The following is an 18950-nucleotide window of genomic DNA, read 5'->3' as shown; positions in this document are numbered from 1 at the left end:
GGCGTGCTTCTCCGACGATCCGATGAAACTCTGCGGTGAGTCGACCCGTGTTCGCCTCGTGGCCGGGCATCGTCCATACGGGAGTCACGTCTCGGAGCACGGACTTCGCTCCAGCAACGCGCGCAGCACACTGACGGCCCGCCCACAATCCCGAGGTGTGAGACCCGCTGCTATTAGTAGCAACTTTGCCTGCTCGCGACGAGCACTCGCTATCTCACGTATGGCGACACTGAGTGGCGCGCCTATCTCGAACTGCAGGGCAAGGCGTGCCGCCTCGGTCGCGCGTTTAGGAAGCTGCCGAGTTCAACAAACGGATCGGAGTCAGTGGCCATAGATGCTTCCGAAGAACCCGGGCGCAGTGAAACGGTTCTGGGCCGGAAGGTCGAGGATAAAGCGGCGGTCGAGGAACCGATTAGCCTTCTCACACGAAGTCTCTGAGACGAAGCAGCAAGTGTGGCACGCCGCACCGGGAGGAAATCCTCCGGGTCCGACGGCGTGCGTTGTGCGCACATCGGGTCTGAGGAACATCTTGCGGCTCTGCGTAACGCGGCGCGGACGATACCTTGAAGCTTATCCGGCTCGGAGAGCGCAACGAGACCGCCGAGCGTTCCATCGCTATCCGATGCAGTCGTGCAGATCAGCAGGCCAGCAGCTGCCTCGCGTTCCGGAGTAGCCTTCCAGGCGTAAATACGTTCGGTCAGACTGGCGGCACCATAGCCCGAGCGCATCGCCATCTCTCGAATCAGGATGTGCGAAAAGGTATGAAGCAGCCAATACCGCGGATCAGGCAGCCGGTCATCGGCTCTATCTCGGCGGCGGTCTCGGAGAAGCGGCGCGCAAAGTTGCGGCGATGCGCTTCTTTATGCGCTGTCCAGAGCGATATGGGCTGATCGTCGATTCTGCGTTCCCATTCGTCGACGGCGTCGAGGTCGAGTTGCCAGAAAAATGCCCTCGCCTCGGTCTTCCGTGGCCGGCACCCAGGTTGGCCTGTTACTGCGGGTAAGAGGTACGACGCGCGAGGGAGATCGCTAATGCGGTCCATCTCGTCGAGGCGAGTGAAGCCGAGAACAGCATTGGCCTTCTTCATCTTATTCACGCCGACGACGCGGTTAATCAGGGGATTCAATTCCCTTCCGCGTGGCATCTCTGTGACCATCAATCCTGCGCTGTCCTGCTGCTCGGGAAATGAAATGGGCTGCTGGAGATATAACCACTCAGGACCAGCAACTCGATCGGGTCCCGGCCCGCATGGCTATCTTCCGAGGCTTCTTCGGCAGTTGGAGGGACGAGGGCCTTCGCAACAATCGTCGCAATATCCTCGTCGTCAAGCTCGGTGACGTCGATGTTGCGTGCTCCGGCGAGCGCACGGATAACCGGGATCTGATCACCAAACGTCCTTAGGTCATCGACATTGAGTTCGACACGTAGTCGGTCGGCAAGCACTTCCTTCTGCTCCGCATCCGATCTCGGCATGACGATAATGCTCTGGGTTACCGGAAACCAAAGGTTTGAGGCACCCATCATGATCAGCGCAGGTTTCGCTTCGCACCCTGGAAGAACTCGCCCAGATGCGGATGACGCCCGCGACAGACTTGCGGGATCTTTTTCTCGTCCGGCTGCTCCCATCGCCTCCGCCATGCCGCGGCGAGCATCACAGGCTTGGCATTTGATGCTGGACCCAACGCTTTTGCCGACGTTGGCATCAAACATCTTCAAGTCCGGTTCGCGCTCAGTATTTGGGCATTTCTTCCCACGGTGCACCCACAGCGTGTAAGGGAATTCGTCAAGGTGCCCATTGGTGCAGGTGAGCAAGTGCTGAGCCGGCACTGCTGGCCAGCCGCCCCTTTTACCGCTGGCCGCACACTTGTGGGTGAACTGCGCGAGGTCGGGTCGAAACGGATGGGTGTTCTTGTAATCGAAGCGCGACAATGGGCCAAGGTAATGGCAGTGGGTACAGCGCAGCCACTGCGGAAACACTCGCGCAGGGACCCCGAGGTCGGATCCTTCCGTCGATGTCGGGCCTTTCTTCGGCTGCCAAGGGAAAGGTCGTAACTCTCTGACTTGATTACCGCGATATTTACGAACGACGTTCAGCAGTCGTGGTTCGAATATCCGATCGATTTCTTCACGGCGTTTCCAGATCGACTCCCAATCATCGAGCCCAGCTGGCATCACTGAAAAGCTCGGCAAGTCCATAATCGAACCAGGGCCGTAGGTATACAACAATGAAGACGGCCGAGCCGATCCGACCTTGGCACGATTCTTCGATTTGCCTTTCTCGACATCGCCAAGTGGGTCAAGAGAATCCGTTGCGCTCGGTAACACCCCGGTGACTTGGTCGGTCATTCTTCGTCCTCCCCAAGGGGTAGTGCCCAGCCTTCGATGTCCGCCCTCGGGCTCGCATAAAGCCTCTCCTCGATCGGCGACACCAGAATGTTGATTTCCGGCTGTACCTCCCGCATTGAGTTCGCGATCCTGAACGGAGCCTCTACCGGGCTACCGGCTTGTGCTTGGTAATTTTCTGGGCTGACGATCAACGGTAAATATCTCTTATCATCCCGGGTACGCTCATAGACCAATATTTTCTGCAGTCCAGCGGCTTGTTTGACGCGGCGACACCACTTATCCACTCGATTTTTGAAATTGTCACGGGCCTCCTTGGCTCGACTCTCATCCGGTGATGCGGCGAGAATGCGCGCATTCAACCGCTCCACCAACGCGGTGACGGCCGAGTACTCTGCCTCTATCTTCCCTGCCTGCTTCTCGGCGAAAGACTGTCCGTTCTCGCCGCTTGGACAACACGAACCGCGCTAACGAGCAATCCGTCGATGCCACGTTCCAATGAAGTCGGCGAGAACGGCGTGACAGACAAAGCCTCGACTTGTTTGTAAAACGTCTCATGGTAGTGCCGGAACTGTTCATAGTGGGCAAGGTCACGCGGACGGGCCCAATTGCCTAGAGAGACGACTAGCCCGGGTCGGTTCCTATCGCGGCCGACGCGAGAGGATGCCTGGATGTACTCGGCGGTGTTCTTCGGTTGTCCCACCACAAGCATCAATCCAAGTCGCTGCACATCGACACCAACCTGGAGCATCGAAGTCGCGAGCACCACGTCGAACGGCTCGTCTCCGTCACGCTTCGGCACTACCTCCTTAGCCTTGGCAGCAGCCCCCGGGCATTGATCGCCGTGGTGACATCGAAGTCAGGGTCAAACTCAATCCCGAGCTTGTCGAGGGTCCTGCCAATATCAGCACCTGAAATACGAGAAGTCAGTTCAGCAACGTTGAGACCGAAGTTGGTGCCGAACCTTCTCGGAAATCCGGACTTCGGACGGGGGCTGCGTACTCGGCTGGTTACGTCGTCATCTACGTAGCGGCGCATACCTGCCAATTCACGGGTGGCATTGAAATAGCCGACAAGTGTCATATAAGGGTCGGCCTCGATACCGGTGCGGTCGAACAGCAGTTGCCCCGCTAGCAGCAGGATCTCGGTGAGGCGAATCTCGGCGCTAGACAAACGCACACCGGGCGCGCTCACCCCGAGGTAGCGACGGCCAGGATTCTGTTGAGAAACCTCGACCTCGCGGGAGAAGAAGGTATCTGCCACGTCGAGCACCTGTGGCGGGAAGACCTCGACTTTGCGACCGTACAGCTGCCGCACCTGATCCACGGCGTTCCGCACGGTCGCAGTGGAGGCGACAATTAGCGGCTTGATCGCCTCACCCGCTGGAGTTTCCCATGAACACAGCGTTTCGAGGGCGACCTCAAACAGTCCGACGGCGGTACCCAGTGCGCCAGTGATCAGGTGCAGCTCATCTTGAATGATCAGATCCGGTGGACGCAGTCGGTCAACCGGCACCACGGTGGCCGCTGGGTGCCCACCGTTCGCAGGATGCGCCTGGACATCGCAGTTCGTGTAGTCGGGATGGATGTAGCCGTGCCGACCGCACCGCTTACTAACGTAGCCGAACAGCGACGCGGCCTCGCCTTCGCGCGCGAGCCGAGCGAACTTATCAACGGTCGCGATAACGAATGCCGGGGCGAGCCGATAGATCTCTTCATCGACAGTGAGCACCGGGAGCCCTTCGGGTACACCGCCACCTTTAGAGAACGGGCAGCGACCCAATTCGTCACCACAGTGCACCAACACGCGGCGACTCGTGACGTCGCCCTTAACGTTCGCCGGACTAATCTCGGTACCACACCATGGGCAACGCTGAATCTGAAGCACGGTAAGTCGGTGCGAAGCTCCATCGTTGACTTTCTTGAGCTGTTCATCCGCCTCTTCGAATCGCTTCGGGCTGACATCGGTACCGACCCACAGACCAATCCGGAAAGGTTCCACACCCCACGTTGCCTCGTCTTCAAGGCGCGCCAGTTCAGCGGCGCACACGAGTGTGGTGGCGCGCTGGAACTGCTGCGCGGTGAGTAGCCGCAGCGTATAGCGCATCAGCACCGAGACGCCATCGCCACCGTTCAACGCGCCGTCTTGGGATTGCACGACAGCCTGACGCCGACGAATCGCGAAGGTGTATGCGGCAAGGCCGAGGTATGCCTCAGTCTTGCCACCGCCAGTCGGGAAGAAAAGCAGCTCTACGCCAGCCTTGAGGTCCGCGCTTCGCAATGGATCTGTCGGGTTGGTGAGCGCGCGGAGCTGCATAAGGATGAAAGCTAACTGGAATGGCCGCCAAGATGCGACCGGTTCTCCGTCCAGCTCGGCGGCCTCAAGGTCCTTCCACGCCTGGATAATCGACAACGATGAGTCAGACTTGCGCACCTCGGCGACTTGGGAAGCGAGACGCTGATCGCGCATCACGCGGTTCATGAACTGGAAGCACTGCAGAGCGGTCGCATCCGTCGCCACGAACTCTAGACCGTCGACCAGCCGTTGATACGCCCGCTGTGCCTCCCACAACGCATCATCGGCGGTCTCACGTAGGTGTGCGGGGAGCTCCGCTGCATTGCCTCGCTGTCGTTCGAGCCACGCACCATAACCGGAGATCAGTGGCGTGAGACCATCCCGCAGCTCCTCGGCGGAGGCTGATGCGAGCTCCTTCATCGATAAAGTCGCGCCCTCCACGACGCCAGCCCGGGTCTGAGGCGTCTCCGCATATGGCAGCCAGCTCGTGGATACCGAGGTTGCCCGACGCGATCCTTTCCGCACAACCCAATCAGCAGAGCAGGTACGACCGATGGCAAATTCCAGCCGATCTTTGTACTGCAGATCGAGCCGGCGAACCTCGTCATCATGCTCAGCCCAGTCTTGCTCCAGGACATCGCGCACCGGGAGGAACACCTCGTCGCCACCCGAGTCAATCAGCAGCTTCGTCTGAAACATCCACATACTGGTCGGGATCGGCAGTGGCGTCTCGCGGTCATTACAAAGTGCGATCTCCACGAGGACGCGCCCGTATTCGTGGTCGTCGTAGCGGTCAATCCGCAGACAAATGGCATCGCGCAGCACGATTGTCTCGGTGTGCCCCGGTTTCAGCGACGCTATCGCTATGGTTCGGGTCTCCTCCACCGGAGTGCGCCGATATTTCCGTTCCGGCCGGCCATTCGGTTTCATTTCGCCTGTTTCAACCGTCTCGTAGCTGCCCCACGACGCCGTGACTTCGAACGACGGAAGATCCTCTGACACCTGGAAGCGCAGGCCCATCGACGCTGGGATCATCAGCCCCTGCTTGGGCGCGCGATCCTCACCATCGTCTTCCTCGGCATCAGCTTCGCTCTCGTCTGCGGCAACCGCGGGAACGCCGCGGCCCTCGGCGACGCCATCCTCGTCGAGGCGAACCTCATCCAAGTCGCCCGCCTCATCCTGATCGAGCGTGGATGATTTTGTGTCAGTAAGTTTCACCGGCGCAATCAAGCCGACGAGATACAGCTGCTTCGGGCTGATTGATAGTAACTCGTTCTCCCCATAGATCGGTCCGAGAAGTTCACGCTCCAGAATGTCGGCTAGGTTCTCGCGCACACTGAAAGAGGTGCCATCCAGTGGGAAATCGAGTGGATATCCCGGCTCCGCTGGCGCTGCCGCGTCCATCTTCTCTGACATAGCCACTATTCTGCCGCACAACACCTTGATTGACGGTTAGGGTACGTCAAAAGCGCTCTGACGGTGACCAGGTCAGCAGCACTCGCTCCTCGTCAAAGTAGCGTCCGACAATGCCACGACGAATAACGAGCGCGCCAAGCTGGGAGAGCAGCACTGCCCGGCGCGCCTTATCGTCATGACCGGCACGCAACCAGGCTTCCGCGACGGTAAGTTCGCCTACTTTCTCTTCGGTACGTTCCGCAAGAAGTCGATCAATGAGATAGGCGTCGAGCGCGGTGCGCCCAATCGTCTGGCGGCATTTCGGGCAGTAGAGCATTGGGCGTTTCTGATTTGTTCCGCGGCAGAGGTATACCGAGCACTCGTGGCACCGGGCCACGCGAGACAGGAAGGGGCTTGTCGCCTGCCGTTCGCCCAGCTTTCGAGCCTGCGGCACAGCACGAGCGTCGAGGAGTCGTTGCAGCTCCGTGAACTCTTCGACGCCGACGATAGCAAGACTCTCATTGATGACCGGATCGCCGTTCTCGTCCCGAAGAACTGCAAAGGGGTCGGCACGTTTTGCGCTCTTTGCGCGTCCAGGGTTTCGTGGTGTCATTCCGGCTATCACGGGGTTGCGCAATAGACCGTCCACTGTCTGTCGGTTCCAGTTTGTGCTGCCGGAGGTCCGTTCAATCCGACGTATTGGGAGCGGTGCTCCTGTCTCAGTGAGCCATCTGGCGATTGCGTTTACTGTCTGACCGCGAGCGGCCCTAGCGACGATCTCCTTGAGCCATTCGATCCGTTCTTCCTCCTGCACAAGAACCCTACCCGGGCCCCTTACATTCGATATTGACCTATATCCGTAGGGGATTCCGCCTCCCGGCCAACGACCATCTTTGAGAATCTGAGCCCGTGCTGCTCTGACCCGAGCGCGGATCGCCTCAGCCTCCATCTCACCGAACACCGCAAGCATCACCGCGAACGCACGACCTTGGGGGCTGGTCATATCGATGGGATCCTCAACAGCGACAAGACCAGCTCCTCGTTGCTGTAGCGTCTCGTCGGCGTGGAGGAAGTCAAGAACCCGCCGGGCAAGGCGATCTACTTTCCAAATGATGACGGCATCGAAATCCCGCGCTTCAATTAGCGACCTCCAACCACGACGTTCCTCGGGACGGTTTGCGGTGGCAGAAACACCGTCGTCGATGAATTCACCGACAACTTCCCAGCCCCTCGCCTCGGCGTATCTGCGGCAAGACTGAAGCTGCCGCGCGATGGAAACTGACTCTTCTTTGGTAACACTGAGGCGGGCGTAAAGGACACATTGACGTACTTGTTTAGGATTCATCGTTATAGTTCAGCGGTTTTTTAGCTTGCGTGCGACCTCACTTTTGCAGGCAAAGGGGACGCTTGGGTTGATTGCGACGAATACGGTCGCTCAGGGTGATTCTCGTGAGGTTGGTTTGGATTCGATGGTGTCTGACGGGTTCACGATTACGAGGGCTGTTCAGTCGCGTTCGTGGCCGGCGTCAAGTGCGAATTTAGAGTATGCCGCAGTCTGGGGCACTCGCGAGGTTGTCGAGGAAGATGTTCCGCGTATTGCCGACGATATTGCGGTCAGACGGATCAGCACACTGCTCGAGCCAGCCGGTCGAGTCGATGGAATGCCTGCCCGACTGGCCGAGAACTCTGGTTTGGCTTTCATTGGATGTTACGTCCTGGGGATGGGTTTCGTACTGGAGCCGGAAGAGGCGCAAGAGTGGATTGCCTCTGATACCCGCAACGCTGAGGTACTGTTTCCATACCTCAACGGCGAGGATCTAAATCAGCGTCCCGACAGCTCGGCATCGAGGTGGGTCATCGACTTCAACGACCGAACCGAGGAACAGGCTGCTACCTACAAATTGCCTTACCACCGCTTGGTCGAACGGGTGAAGCCTGAAAGGCAGCGTCGGAAGTCGAACGGTGAATACGCTCTCCGAAAGCCTTTACCTGAGCGGTGGTGGCAGTACGGCGAAAAACGCCCAGCTATGCGTAAAGCGATCGCAGACTTGTCGGAGGTGTTGGTCATCGCTCTTGTCAGTAAGAGCGTCATGCCGCTAAGGGTGTCAACGAACCAGGTCTTCAGCCATCGGTTAGGCGTTTACGCCACGGATTCGTTTGCGGATCAGGCCGTCCTCTCGTCGTCGCTGCACTGGCTCTGGGCAATCACTTACAGTTCGACGCTCGAAACTCGGGTGAACTACTCACCGTCCGATGCGTTCCTAACGTTTCCTTTGCCCCAGCGGACAGAGCGTCTTGAGGCTGCCGGTCGTGCGTTGGAAAACGGACAGCGAGAGTTGATGGCGCGTCGTGGCATCGGCTTGACCGACGTCTACAACCTCGTTGCTGATCCTGCAGTCACGGGTGCGGAGGACGTGGGTCACCTTAGAAACCTCCACGTTGAAGTCGACGCGGCGGTACTCGAAGCATTTGGCTGGCGAGGCATAGAACTCGACCACAGCTTTTACACCGTGCGAAAAATGCAACGCTGGACAGTCGGTGCTTCCAACCGAGTTGAGCTGCTGGATTTACTTCTTGAAGAGAACCATCGACGCATGCAAAATCAACTGGCGCCCGCCAGCACGCTCAGCGGGACAGCCGATGCTGAAGCAATGCCACTTGGCTGATCAATCTTCTCGATCGCTCATCCAAACAATGTGGCTTCGGCGAACTCGTAAATAGATTCTATGTGTCCAGTCACTGGCGAAGACTCTGCTCTCGTACGATTCTCCTCGAGGAGTTTGTCGAGCAAATCAACGCGACTTGCGGCATCGAAACTCCACCGCAGAACTCGTCTGTAGGTGTGGAAACCATAGCGAGGGTGGATATCCCATCCATATGCCTCGATTAGCGCTTCGTCGATCTCAACGTGAAGATCGCGGACTCGGGATACATCTACGTCGCTGCCCGCTTCGGGCGTATTGACAAGGTTGTAGAGCTTGGTAAGCCCGAGACTTCGGCGAGCCATGATTTCGCGACGTTCCCTATCAAGCGCAGAGCCTGCTTGGAGCAATCGCTTGGTCATTTTGGGCCGTGGGAACGTGAGAAACACGTCAGATGGGGAGTAGCTCAGATCATTCTTCATCGCCCCCGAATACTTGCGAGCCCAGAAATAATGAAGGGATGATGACAACACCGCCATCAATCCACGGTTGTCCGATGCGAACACTACGATCTTGTGGCTCGGCACAATTCCTTTCGGAATGAACATGGGTTGTGCAGTATTGCTGACTTGAGCGAGGACCAAAACCTCCGACAAGTCTGAGATCGCTTTTCTCATCCCGGCCGCTCGTTCGGCGAACTGCCACCAGTAATCGCGTCGAGGCTTACGTCTGTTGTGCATCCGCTCGGGCCTCACGAGTTCGGACACTCGCTCGAACGGCCGTGGGTACTTGCGCGCCTGTTCCTCGGTTCGGTCGTTGAAGTCGATGACCCACCTCGATGCCGAGCTGTCGGGACGCTGATTTAGATCCTCGCCGTTGAGGTATGGAAACAGTACCTCAGCGTTGCGGGTATCAGCGGCAATCCACTCTTGCGCCTCTTCCGGCTCCAGTACGAAACCCATCCCCAAAACGATGCAGCCTTGGAAAGCGATGCCCGCATTCTCTGCCAGCCGAAACGGGTTTCCCGCTGTACGTCCTTGTGCTTCGAGCAGTGTGCTGATCCGTCTGACCGCAATATCGTCGGCAATACGCGGAACATCTTCCTCGACAACCTCGCGAGTGCCCCAGACTGCGGCATACTCTAAATTCGCACTTGACGCCGGCCACGAACGCGACTGAACAGCCCTCGTAATCGTGAACCCGTCAGACACCATCGAATCCAAACCAACCTCACGAGAATCACCCTGAGCGACCGTATTCGTCGCAATCAACCCAAGCGTCCCCTTTGCCTGCAAAAGTGAGGTCGCACGCAAGAAGAAGTAGGCGACAAGGTCCGCGCTGCCGCGTCGACCATCCGCAAGCACATTCACGAACCAATCGCGCATATTGGTTCCCATTGCACCGGTGAGCTTTTGCCCCCCAAGGAATGGCGGATTGCCGATGATCGCGTCGAAACCACCGTGATCCGCCATCACGTCGGCCGCCTCGATGATCCAATGAAGCGGCTGCCACTGCACGTAGTCTGTGTCGACCGTCGGTGTGAGCCCCAGGCTGATCTTCGAGTCAAGCCAAGCCGAGTCGGCTACATCGTCATGCGCACCCGGAAACGCCTTGCGAGCCGCCTCCCGCAGGTCTTCATAGGCGGCATCGAGGGCACGGCCGGGTTTGCCGCCAAGCGAAAGCCCGGTGGCGATAATTCCGTCGGCAAGCTTGCGAAGATCCGCGGTGACATTGTGAAGCTGCGCGAGCTGTCGCCGCTTGGCCGCAGCCGAGCGCGCTGGGCTATCGTCCGACTCGACCGGGGAGGCGAGGCTCTCCCGCAGCTCGACAGCACGTTTGATGATCGAATCAACGTCGACCTCGAAGACATCGAGCATGCCCTGCTGCCGACTTTCCTTGGTCGGGTCGATGTGCATGGCGCGTAGCTGCTTGATGTCGGTGAGCCCGAGGAGCGAATTGCCGACAAAGACCTTGTCATCGACAAAGGAAAACGGCAGGTCACGGTCGAGGGAAACGAGCCAGAGTGAGAGCTTGCACATCTCGATCGCCATCTCATTGATATCTGCGCCGTACAGGCAGGTAGCGACGACCTCACGCATGGCGAGCGTGTGCAAGTCCTTACGGCCGCCCCACGCCGGGTTGTCGGTGACCCATGCCTCGACGAGTCGGTCTGCGAGGAAGCGCGCAGCAGCAACCAGGAATGCACCCGAACCGCAAGCTATGTCGGCGACCTTGAGGTTGAGGATGTCGGCCGGCGACTTGAGTTTCCACTCATCACGGTTCGCGGTCTGATGTGGTCCGGGTGCGTAGACGAGGGGTTCGAGAGCGTGCTTCACCACGTCTTCGGCAAGCGACTTCGGCGTGTAGTGCGCCCCCGAGTTCTTGCGGGAAGGAGTTTCCTTGACTAGCAACGCACCTTCGAGCACGACGAAGGGTCGGTTACGCAGGTCGAGTCGCACCAGACCAAGCCAGGGCTTTACACGCTCAGCAAGTTCGAGGTCGCCGCCAACGGCCTGGACGAGGGCGCTCACCACGCTGGGCGCGACGTTTACACCGACAGCCTTAGCTATAGCGGCCTCAGAGGACGGCTTCGCTGAAGGCTGATCGGTCTCGATCCAAGCACGGATCGCCCTGGCCAACTGCTTGCTGTCACTGTGAGTCGCAGCGAGTTCCTCCAGCTTAGCGAGCGGAATCTCAGGCTCATCACCGCGGGTACCGGTAATGCCGAGGACCATCTCGGGCGCGACCGTCGCGGTGTAACCGAGAAGCCCCTCGTACATGTAGCCGATTTGTTCGACGTCGATGTCACGGAACGAGATGCGGCGCGCCTCGCCTTTGATCTCAGCGACTTGCACGGCGCGGAGCACATGCAACATGACCCGATCAGAGACGGTCAAACCAAGGACGCCTAGTTCGTTCGTGGCCGTGAGGAATGGAAACCGTGCCGGATCGAAGAGAGAGCCACCATAGGCGGGAATCCGAAGATTCTCGAATGTCGCACCCCGGTACAACGCATTGCTGGTTGCCAGCAGGCGGTGCCAGCTAAGCGAGGTAGCGTCGAGGGCTTCTTCGCTCTCCGCAGACTCGCGGGCGGTCAGCTGATCGAGTTCGCCGGCGATCCCGTATCCCTGGTCGAACAGTCCGCCCTGCGGCATCAGTCCACGCTCTTCGGCAAATAGCAGGAACACGGCGCGCATCATCACGGTGACTGCGGCCTCGTAACTGTCATGCGAACGAGTCGGGAGCGGGACGGCTAGGCTTCGGCGCTTCGCCTCGGCAGCGGACTCGGAGAATGATTGGATGAGCAGCTCGACCGCGCGGCGCACCTGGGCACCCAGCGCCTCAGTAATCTCTTCGGCGGCGGCGACCGAGTCCTCGAATAACACCGGAAGGCGCTCGGCTGGGTCGCCTCCGATCAGGTATTGCCTCCCAATCAGGGCGAGAAAGGCATCACGAGTGCGATGTTCTTCAGTCCAAGTGAGGGCATCGACGATGCCGGAGGCGGCCATCACTCCGTCACGTGCGTGTACTACCCCCCACCAACGACCGTCCGTGACGATGCCGATCGGTACCTTACTCTCGCGCAGCATCGCCTCGACGCGGTCGACAGGAGTAGCGGCCCACAGGTCACCCGGCACCTCGCGCAGTGAGTCGACCGGGTCGATGACATGCACGATCGCGCCGATCTCATCGTCTCGGCTGACGGTGGCCTGTGCTTGGACTGTGACCGCTCGATTCGGCGACTGGGCTGCGACTCCAGAGACCTCTCCCCAGCTAAGTGATTCGGCCCAGCCTGCGACGTCCCGCAGAACGGTCTCTACCCACTTATCACGTGCCGTTCGGTAGCTGTCAAGGACGGATTCAGAGTCAGAACCTCGGTCATAGTGCTCCCAGGCAGGCTCAAAGTCTTTGCGCGCATCGGCGAGGATGGCCTTACGAGCGTCAGCAAGCCGAGGCATGCCCTCCGGCCAGACGCGTTTGAGCGGCGGGATGGCCAGAAACGGCCCCTCAGTATCGACGAGTTCGAGCCAGGCACGGTGCAACTCGGCGGCGCTCCGTGCTGGGCGATTGCGGGCAGGTCGGCGCGCCATCAGTCGCGCCACCCATCTGCGTCGGAACGGGTGAGTGCAAAGACCACGGCAGCGGCGGTTGTGTGGGGTTTCACGTCGGCGTACCTATCTTTGATGGCGGAGATCTCGCGTGCTTCTTCATCGTCGAGTTCATCGAGTCGGCGTTGCATGGCCTCGCGGTCACGCCGCTGCTGGCGTTCCTGATCTGGGTCAGTGAAGAGCTGTCCCTGAGCTTCGGCTTCCTGAGCACGGAGGCTGGTTAGGGAATCACGGAGGTTCGTGCGGAACGCAGCGAAGATCTCTTGTGCTCGCTGAACATCGGCGGCCTCGCGACGATGGAGCTGGTCTGTCACTTGAGTCTGCTTGCGCCCTGCCCGATCGCGCATCGCAGTTTCGAGGCTCTGGCGAAGCGGGGCATCGGGGACGTTCCAGATATTGGCGAGCTGATCGCGCACCCGCACATCAGCGAGAACGAGTTTCTCACCATCGAGGGCAATGTCGAGCGCTTCCTCGGCGCGTTCCTCCGCCATCGCTCGGCGGCCACGCAGGCGCACTCCGACAAGAAACACTTCCTCGTGCAGGCGGACACCGCCACGACCGACGAGGACCATCCGGGTGACAGCAGCAACAAACGACTCTTCGAGATCTTCCACTACGACGGCGCTCACCCGTCGTAGCGTCGAGTCCACGCTCCACAACGATCGGCGCAGCAGCCGCTGCGCCTTTTGCACGATCGGGTGCCCGAGGTGCACATAGACGAGATCAGCACGCCCATCTGCCGCATCCGGATCGAACGTGATTGGACGTAACTCACCCGGGTTCAGGCGGGTGTCGAGGCCACGCAGCGTGTCCCGCCAACCTGCGGTCAAAGTCGGAACCTCAAACACTTCGGCTTCGGTATCCTGCGCAAAATCGTAGTTTGGCGCAAGCGGAGACTGGTGGTTAATACGTAGCGCAGTATCGACGACACGACGCAAGTTTGCCGCTTCGAGATGCAATTCAGCCCGGGAGGCGTCGTACCCCTGCTCCAACTGCGTAAGTCGGGCGTTGAGTTCAATGCCACCTGCGAGCGCCTGGTTGATCACCGCATTGGTGTCGACTCCCGCCGACTTACGCGTGGCACTGGCGCTCTTGCCGAAGTGCCTTTGGATTTCCTCCCCACCACTTGATTGGCCGATCCGAGGTCATATTCCACCTGGGAAATCTTGCGGGCGATGATCTCCATGAACCGCAAATCTGAGCCATAGGTAGAGGAGTCACGATCGGGTACGAAATGATAGACCTGAGGCTCCTCGGTCTGCCCGTACCGGTCGATCCGACCAATGCGTTGCTCCAGACGCGACGGGTTGAACGGAATGTCGAAGTTCACTAAGCGGTGACAGTAGGTCTGAAGGTCAATGCCCTCGCCCGCCGCATCGGTGGCGAGCAGAACTCGCACCGGCTCCTTCGATGGGTCAGCAGTAAATTGCGATCGGATGAATTCGCGATCCTCTGGCGTGGTAGAGCCCTGGATTACCGCAAGACGATCATCGGTATAGCCCTTCTGCCTCAGCACACGAGCGAGCCATTCGACGGTGTCCGCGTACTCGGTGAAGACTACGACACGCTCATTCAACCAGTTCTTACGGTCGGGGCGACATATCGCATCAAGAAAGCCAATGAGCTTTTCAACCCGAGAGTCGGCGCGGCCCTCGTATTCGAGGCCCCAGCTCGCCAGCTTTTCCAGCTGACCAGGGTCGGCACCGACGAGGGGGTCGGAGCTCTTCGACTCACGCAGCCGCTCTGACTCCACTTGCTCCCAAAGGCCCTCTTCTTCGTCTGCTTGGCCCTCGCCGAAGATGTCGTCGTATTCGTCATCTGATAGGCCGCGTCCCGCCTTGGACGACAAGTAGTTGCGCAACGTCACACCGAACGCGTACGGGCTGGACAGGAAGCGCTTCTTCAGCAACAGCGTGACGATGTCACCTGAGGGCTTCGTACCGTTGAGCTTCGCGCTTTTGGTGACGATTGCGTCAAGCAGGCCAAACATCTGCTGTTCGTCGCTCGACGGATCGAACAAGATCGTGTTCACCTTGCGTCGCTTGAAGCCCTTGTTCGTCAAGTCTGTCTTCAGGCGACGGACGGTCACGTCCTTCAACGCAGTGGAGTCGAGCTGCGCGCCTCGAGCGAAGCGCCGCGGGTCGATCATCTCCAGCAACGCGGTGAACGATTCGGGGTGCCCGTTGTGCGGAGTCGCGCTCAGGAAGAGCCGATGCTCACACTTCTCAGCAAGCTGACGCACCGCGATGGTTCGCTGCGTATCAACAGCATAGCCACGACCGCCCGCCAGGGTCGACGGGCTAGACGGTGCAACGTGATGTGCTTCGTCGACTACCAGGATGTCAAAAGCATACCGGCTACCCGTTTTTGGGTTACTCGCCTGTGAATATACGTCACGCAGCAGACGCTGGGCACGCATCTGCGGTAACCACGCCATACTGACGATCACGCGGGGAAGATCTGGAAGGGATTTGCCTGGAGTCCGTGCGTGCGGCGGACCTCAGCCATCAGCTCGGAGTTCACTATGGTGAACTCCAGGCCGAACTTCTCCCGCATCTCGTCCCGCCACTTCAGCGACAGGCTCGGTGGGCAGACGACTACGGCGGTCCTGGCGCGATGACGAAGTAACAACTCCTGAATGACCAGCCCGGCCTCGATCGTCTTACCTAGGCCGACATCATCAGCAAGTAACAGATTGGCACGTGGCGCACCGAGAGCCCGGCGGAGCGGCTCCAGCTGGTACGCCTCGACGTTCACACCCGACCAGAACGGGGCTTGATAACGATTAGGATCGGCACTCGTTACCGCGCCCCACCGCATTGCGTCGATGAACCCGGCCAATGTCTCCGGCTCGTCGAAGCTATCCGCGTGAATCAAATCGGGGAGCCCCTGCGCTGGGGTGACAGTCTGTCCGACTTCAAGTTCCCACACCACGCTGAGTTGAGCACCGAGGCTACCCTCATCGAGCGACTGAAGGTCGACAACATGGCTGAGCTGTGCGACCGATTCGTCAGCGGGACTGCGCGGGAGACCCTGGACCTGGACGTTGGACACTGCCCAAGTTGAACCGCGGACCTCGACGACCTGCCCAGCCTCGGGCATTATCGGCGCAACTTCTCTACCGTTCAGTGTTATTCCGGCCATATGCTACATTCTTGCGCAGAATGCCACATTCTGGGCAAATTTGCTTCATGTCGCAGGATGAAGCGTCACGTGATTCTTTGACTCGCACCGACATACAAATGTTCCTCAACAACGTGGATCGATCTAGATCGCTGGAGCTCGTCATTTTCGAGCAAAATTAAGCGGAGTCACCTTAACCTGACTGGATACTCCGGCGGAGGTATCGCAGCAGTCGGCTCGCGAGGCTCAAACAACTACCCCTCGGCTCGCCCCGGTTTCACCAAGCCTGATTCGTAGCCGAGCACCACCAACTGAGCGCGATCGCGAGCGGAGAGCTTTGTCATGATCCGCGAGACATGAGTCTTCGCGGTGAGCGGGGCAATGAAGAGGCGTTCGGCGATCTCGGCATTGTTCAGTCCCTCGGCCACTGCAGCGAGCACTTCCAGCTCTCGCTCGGTCAGGTCGCTGAAACCTTGGGGTTCGCGCAGTGGGTGTGCCTGCAGCGCAAATTGTGCCAGCATCTTTTTCGTCACCGAGGGCGAGAGCAGGGCATCGCCCTCGGCAACCACCCGGATAGCGCGGAGCAGTTCGGTTGGCTCGGTGTCTTTCACCAGGAATCCGGCTGCCCCGGCGCGCACCGCCTCGGAGATATATTCGTCGAGTTCAAAAGTGGTCAGGATGATCACCTTGCTCTGCGCGAGCGCTGGCTCTGCGGTGATCTTCGCGGTCGCCGTCAGCCCGTCACCGTCAGGCATCCGAATATCCATCAAAATAATCTCGGGTCGGTGTACTTTGGCCAGCCGGAGCGCTTCCGCACCGGTCCCGCACTCCGCAATCACGCGCATATCGTTCTCGGCGTTGATTAGCGCACCAAAGCCAGCACGAATCAACTTCTGATCGTCGGCCAGCAGAATCTCAATCATTAGCTTCCTCTTGGCTCATCGGGCGCTCTGAAGCGGAATCCGAGCACGCACCGAAAGCCCGGGGTGCCTCTCGACGAATTCCAGCTCCCCCGCCAGCGACGCCACCCTTTCGCGCATTCCTGCTATCCCATTACCCGGAATGCTGTCGACTAGGCCGATGCCGTCGTCGTCAATCTGCACGCTGAGTTCAGCTTCCGCGCTGCTCACCGTGATGCGCGCGCGGCTGGCCGCGGCGTGCCGAACGACATTAGTCAAGGCCTCCTGAACCAGCCGATAAACCACTGCCTCCTGTTCGGCGGCCAACGGATGCGCCAGGTTAAGGTGCTGCTCAACTCGCAAGCCGCTGGCCTGCGCCTCTTCGATCAATTTGGGTAGCCGCGAAAGCGGACTCACCGGGCTCAGCGGGGTATCCTGCCGGAGCACCCCGAGCAGCTCGCGCACCTCGGTCAGCGCCTCCTTGCTACTGCTCTTGATTGCTTGCAGAGCAGCTTGCATCTGAGCCGGGTCCTTTTCGGCTAGGTGCAGCGCCACCGATGCCCGCACATTGATGCTGGAGAGTGAGTGCGCCACCACATCGTGAATATCCCTGGCCAGAGCCAGCCGTTCTGCGCTTCGGGCGGCCTCGGCCTGCTCTTGGCGCCGGTGGCGAAGCAGGGTAGTTCGCTCAATTCTGGCCTTGATACCGGTCCCCACCAGTCCGAGGATGAGCAGCCAGGCACTCAGCGCTGCTGTTTTGATCGGCCAGGTATCGCCGCCCATCAGGGCGTTGTAAAGCACCACGCCGAGCACGCTGAGCCCAATACATAGCCAAGTGACTACCTGCTGCCCGGCAATCAGCGCAAAAATAATCGCGACGGCAAAAGAAAGTGGTTGTGGACCGGCCGGATAGCCGGCGAATAAGTACCAGCCGCTGAAACCCATTGAGAGCACCACCATCACCGCCGGAAAGCGGTGGCGCAAAAATAGCGTCAGCGGGCCGGCAATGAGACAGATATAGGCCCAGGTGTCGAGCGGTGTACTGGTGACCTGGAATCTGCTGGCGAACCTAGTGCCTACCAGGCCGAGGAGCAACAGCACCACGACAATTGCCGCTGTGCGCAAATAGGGCCGCCTGGTTCTCACCTTTCGAGCCTAGTCCCGGCAAGCCACCGCCGTCAGCCTCCGTCAGCAGCAATGCTCCTGCTACCGGATACTCCGAGGGGAGTACCCGGTAGCAGATTTCTTGACTGTTATCAGCGCGGAGGGTTTTGCCGCTCAGCGGCGGCCACTACATTGCTCATCAGCATCGCCCGCGTCATCGGGCCTACCCCACCGGGGTTTGGCGAGATCCACGAAGCAACCTCGGCGGCGGCCGGGTCAATATCGCCGAGCAGCTTCGGCTTACCTGTCTCCTCGTTGATTTCGCGGGAGACGCCGACATCGAGCACCACGGCCCCGGGTTTCAGGTCAGCGGCTTTCACCAAATGCGGCACTCCAACCGCGGAGATCACCACATCGGCTTGACGCAAGTGGCTCGGCAGGTCAACGGTTCCGGTGTGGGTCAAGGTGACGGTAGCGTTGATAGCCCGACGAGTCAGCAACAGCCCGAGCGCCCGGCCGACGGTGATGCCACGGCCCAGCACCACGACGTGCTTACCCTTTAGGTCGATATCGTTGCGCAGCATCAACTCGATGGCGCCGACCGGGGTGCACGGCAGCGGGGTGTCAATCGGGCCATTGACGTTCAGTACCAGGCGGCCCAGATTCACCGGATGCAGCCCATCGGCGTCCTTGGCCGGGTCGATCCGCTCCAGCACGGCCTGCTCATCCAAATGCTTGGGCAACGGAATCTGCACCAAAATGCCGTGCACCTCTGGATTGGCATTGAGCTCGTCAATCACCGCGTCCAGTTCTTCCTGGCTGGTTTCTGCTGGTAGCTGCCGCTCGACTGAAGCCAGGCCGAGGGCAGCGGCGTCGCGGTGCTTCATCCGAACATAAGCGTGGCTGGGCGGATCTTCGCCAACTAGAACGGTTGCCAGTCCAGGCGTGATGCCGCGCCGCTTCAGCGCCGCGATACGTTCTACCAGCTCAGATTTGACCTCTGTGGCGGCCTTTTCGCCGTCTAAAATTTGCGCCGTCAT

General features: G+C 59.7%; 15 protein-coding genes. 1 reads left to right on the top strand and 14 read right to left on the bottom strand.

The window, feature by feature from the left end:
• Positions 1–242: 242 nt before the first annotated feature.
• From UM93_RS18095 to UM93_RS16885, 7 genes are read right to left on the bottom strand one after another with little or no spacing between them, the layout of a single operon-like run.
• A complete protein-coding gene (locus UM93_RS18095) occupies positions 243–728 on the bottom strand; it encodes a hypothetical protein (RefSeq protein WP_324606753.1) in 486 nt (161 codons plus the stop codon).
• 14 nt (positions 729–742) lie between these two features.
• A complete protein-coding gene (locus UM93_RS18015) occupies positions 743–1156 on the bottom strand; it encodes a hypothetical protein (RefSeq protein WP_234399341.1) in 414 nt (137 codons plus the stop codon).
• On the bottom strand, positions 1156–2346 hold the full coding sequence (gene drmB / locus UM93_RS18010) for a DrmB family protein (RefSeq protein ID WP_082057216.1): 1191 nt from the start codon (positions 2344–2346) through the stop codon (positions 1156–1158). Before drmB ends, UM93_RS18015 begins: the two co-directional genes overlap by 1 nt.
• On the bottom strand, positions 2343–2705 hold the full coding sequence (locus UM93_RS18005; RefSeq protein ID WP_234399340.1) for a hypothetical protein: 363 nt from the start codon (positions 2703–2705) through the stop codon (positions 2343–2345). Before UM93_RS18005 ends, drmB begins: the two co-directional genes overlap by 4 nt.
• A 38-nt stretch (positions 2706–2743) precedes the next feature.
• A complete protein-coding gene (locus tag UM93_RS18000) occupies positions 2744–3094 on the bottom strand; it encodes a hypothetical protein (RefSeq protein WP_234399434.1) in 351 nt (116 codons plus the stop codon).
• A gap of 50 nt (positions 3095–3144) precedes the next feature.
• On the bottom strand, positions 3145–6054 hold the full coding sequence (gene drmA, locus UM93_RS16890; protein WP_234399339.1) for a DISARM system helicase DrmA: 2910 nt from the start codon (positions 6052–6054) through the stop codon (positions 3145–3147).
• A gap of 46 nt (positions 6055–6100) precedes the next feature.
• The gene (locus UM93_RS16885) at positions 6101–7378 is read right to left on the bottom strand and encodes a recombinase family protein (RefSeq protein ID WP_045072897.1); all 1278 of its coding nucleotides are present in this window, start codon (positions 7376–7378) and stop codon (positions 6101–6103) included.
• Positions 7379–7445: 67 nt separating this feature from the next.
• Between UM93_RS16885 and UM93_RS16880 the strand changes: the two genes are divergently transcribed.
• Positions 7446–8699, top strand: coding sequence for a type IIL restriction-modification enzyme MmeI (locus UM93_RS16880; RefSeq protein WP_157874188.1), 1254 nt, complete (start codon positions 7446–7448; stop codon positions 8697–8699).
• Between the two features lie 17 nt (positions 8700–8716).
• Here the strand turns inward: UM93_RS16880 and UM93_RS16875 are convergent, their stop codons facing one another.
• The 7 genes from UM93_RS16875 to UM93_RS16855 form a co-directional block, all read right to left on the bottom strand.
• Positions 8717–12766, bottom strand: coding sequence for a DNA methyltransferase (locus UM93_RS16875; RefSeq protein ID WP_045076613.1), 4050 nt, complete (start codon positions 12764–12766; stop codon positions 8717–8719).
• Positions 12766–13830 (bottom strand): hypothetical protein, encoded by a 1065-nt coding sequence (locus UM93_RS17995; protein WP_234399338.1) that lies wholly within the window; start codon positions 13828–13830, stop codon positions 12766–12768. Before UM93_RS17995 ends, UM93_RS16875 begins: the two co-directional genes overlap by 1 nt.
• Complete coding sequence (locus UM93_RS17990) at positions 13827–15233, bottom strand: helicase-related protein (RefSeq protein ID WP_234399337.1); 1407 nt, start codon at positions 15231–15233, stop codon at positions 13827–13829. Before UM93_RS17990 ends, UM93_RS17995 begins: the two co-directional genes overlap by 4 nt.
• Positions 15230–15928 carry an SNF2-related protein gene (locus tag UM93_RS17985; protein ID WP_234399336.1) on the bottom strand — a complete coding sequence of 233 codons (699 nt, stop codon included), beginning with the start codon at positions 15926–15928 and terminating at the stop codon, positions 15230–15232. Before UM93_RS17985 ends, UM93_RS17990 begins: the two co-directional genes overlap by 4 nt.
• Positions 15929–16161: 233 nt before the next feature.
• The gene (locus tag UM93_RS16865) at positions 16162–16830 is read right to left on the bottom strand and encodes a response regulator transcription factor (protein ID WP_045072890.1); all 669 of its coding nucleotides are present in this window, start codon (positions 16828–16830) and stop codon (positions 16162–16164) included.
• 15 nt (positions 16831–16845) lie between these two features.
• Entirely contained in the window at positions 16846–17952 is a 1107-nt protein-coding gene (locus UM93_RS16860; RefSeq protein WP_045072889.1) for a sensor histidine kinase, read from the bottom strand.
• A gap of 110 nt (positions 17953–18062) precedes the next feature.
• On the bottom strand, positions 18063–18950 hold the full coding sequence (locus UM93_RS16855; protein ID WP_045072887.1) for a bifunctional methylenetetrahydrofolate dehydrogenase/methenyltetrahydrofolate cyclohydrolase: 888 nt from the start codon (positions 18948–18950) through the stop codon (positions 18063–18065).

The organism is Psychromicrobium lacuslunae, assembly GCF_000950575.1.
Classification (GTDB): Bacteria; Actinomycetota; Actinomycetes; order Actinomycetales; family Micrococcaceae; genus Renibacterium; species Renibacterium lacuslunae.
This window is presented reverse-complemented; position numbering and strand designations above follow the sequence as displayed.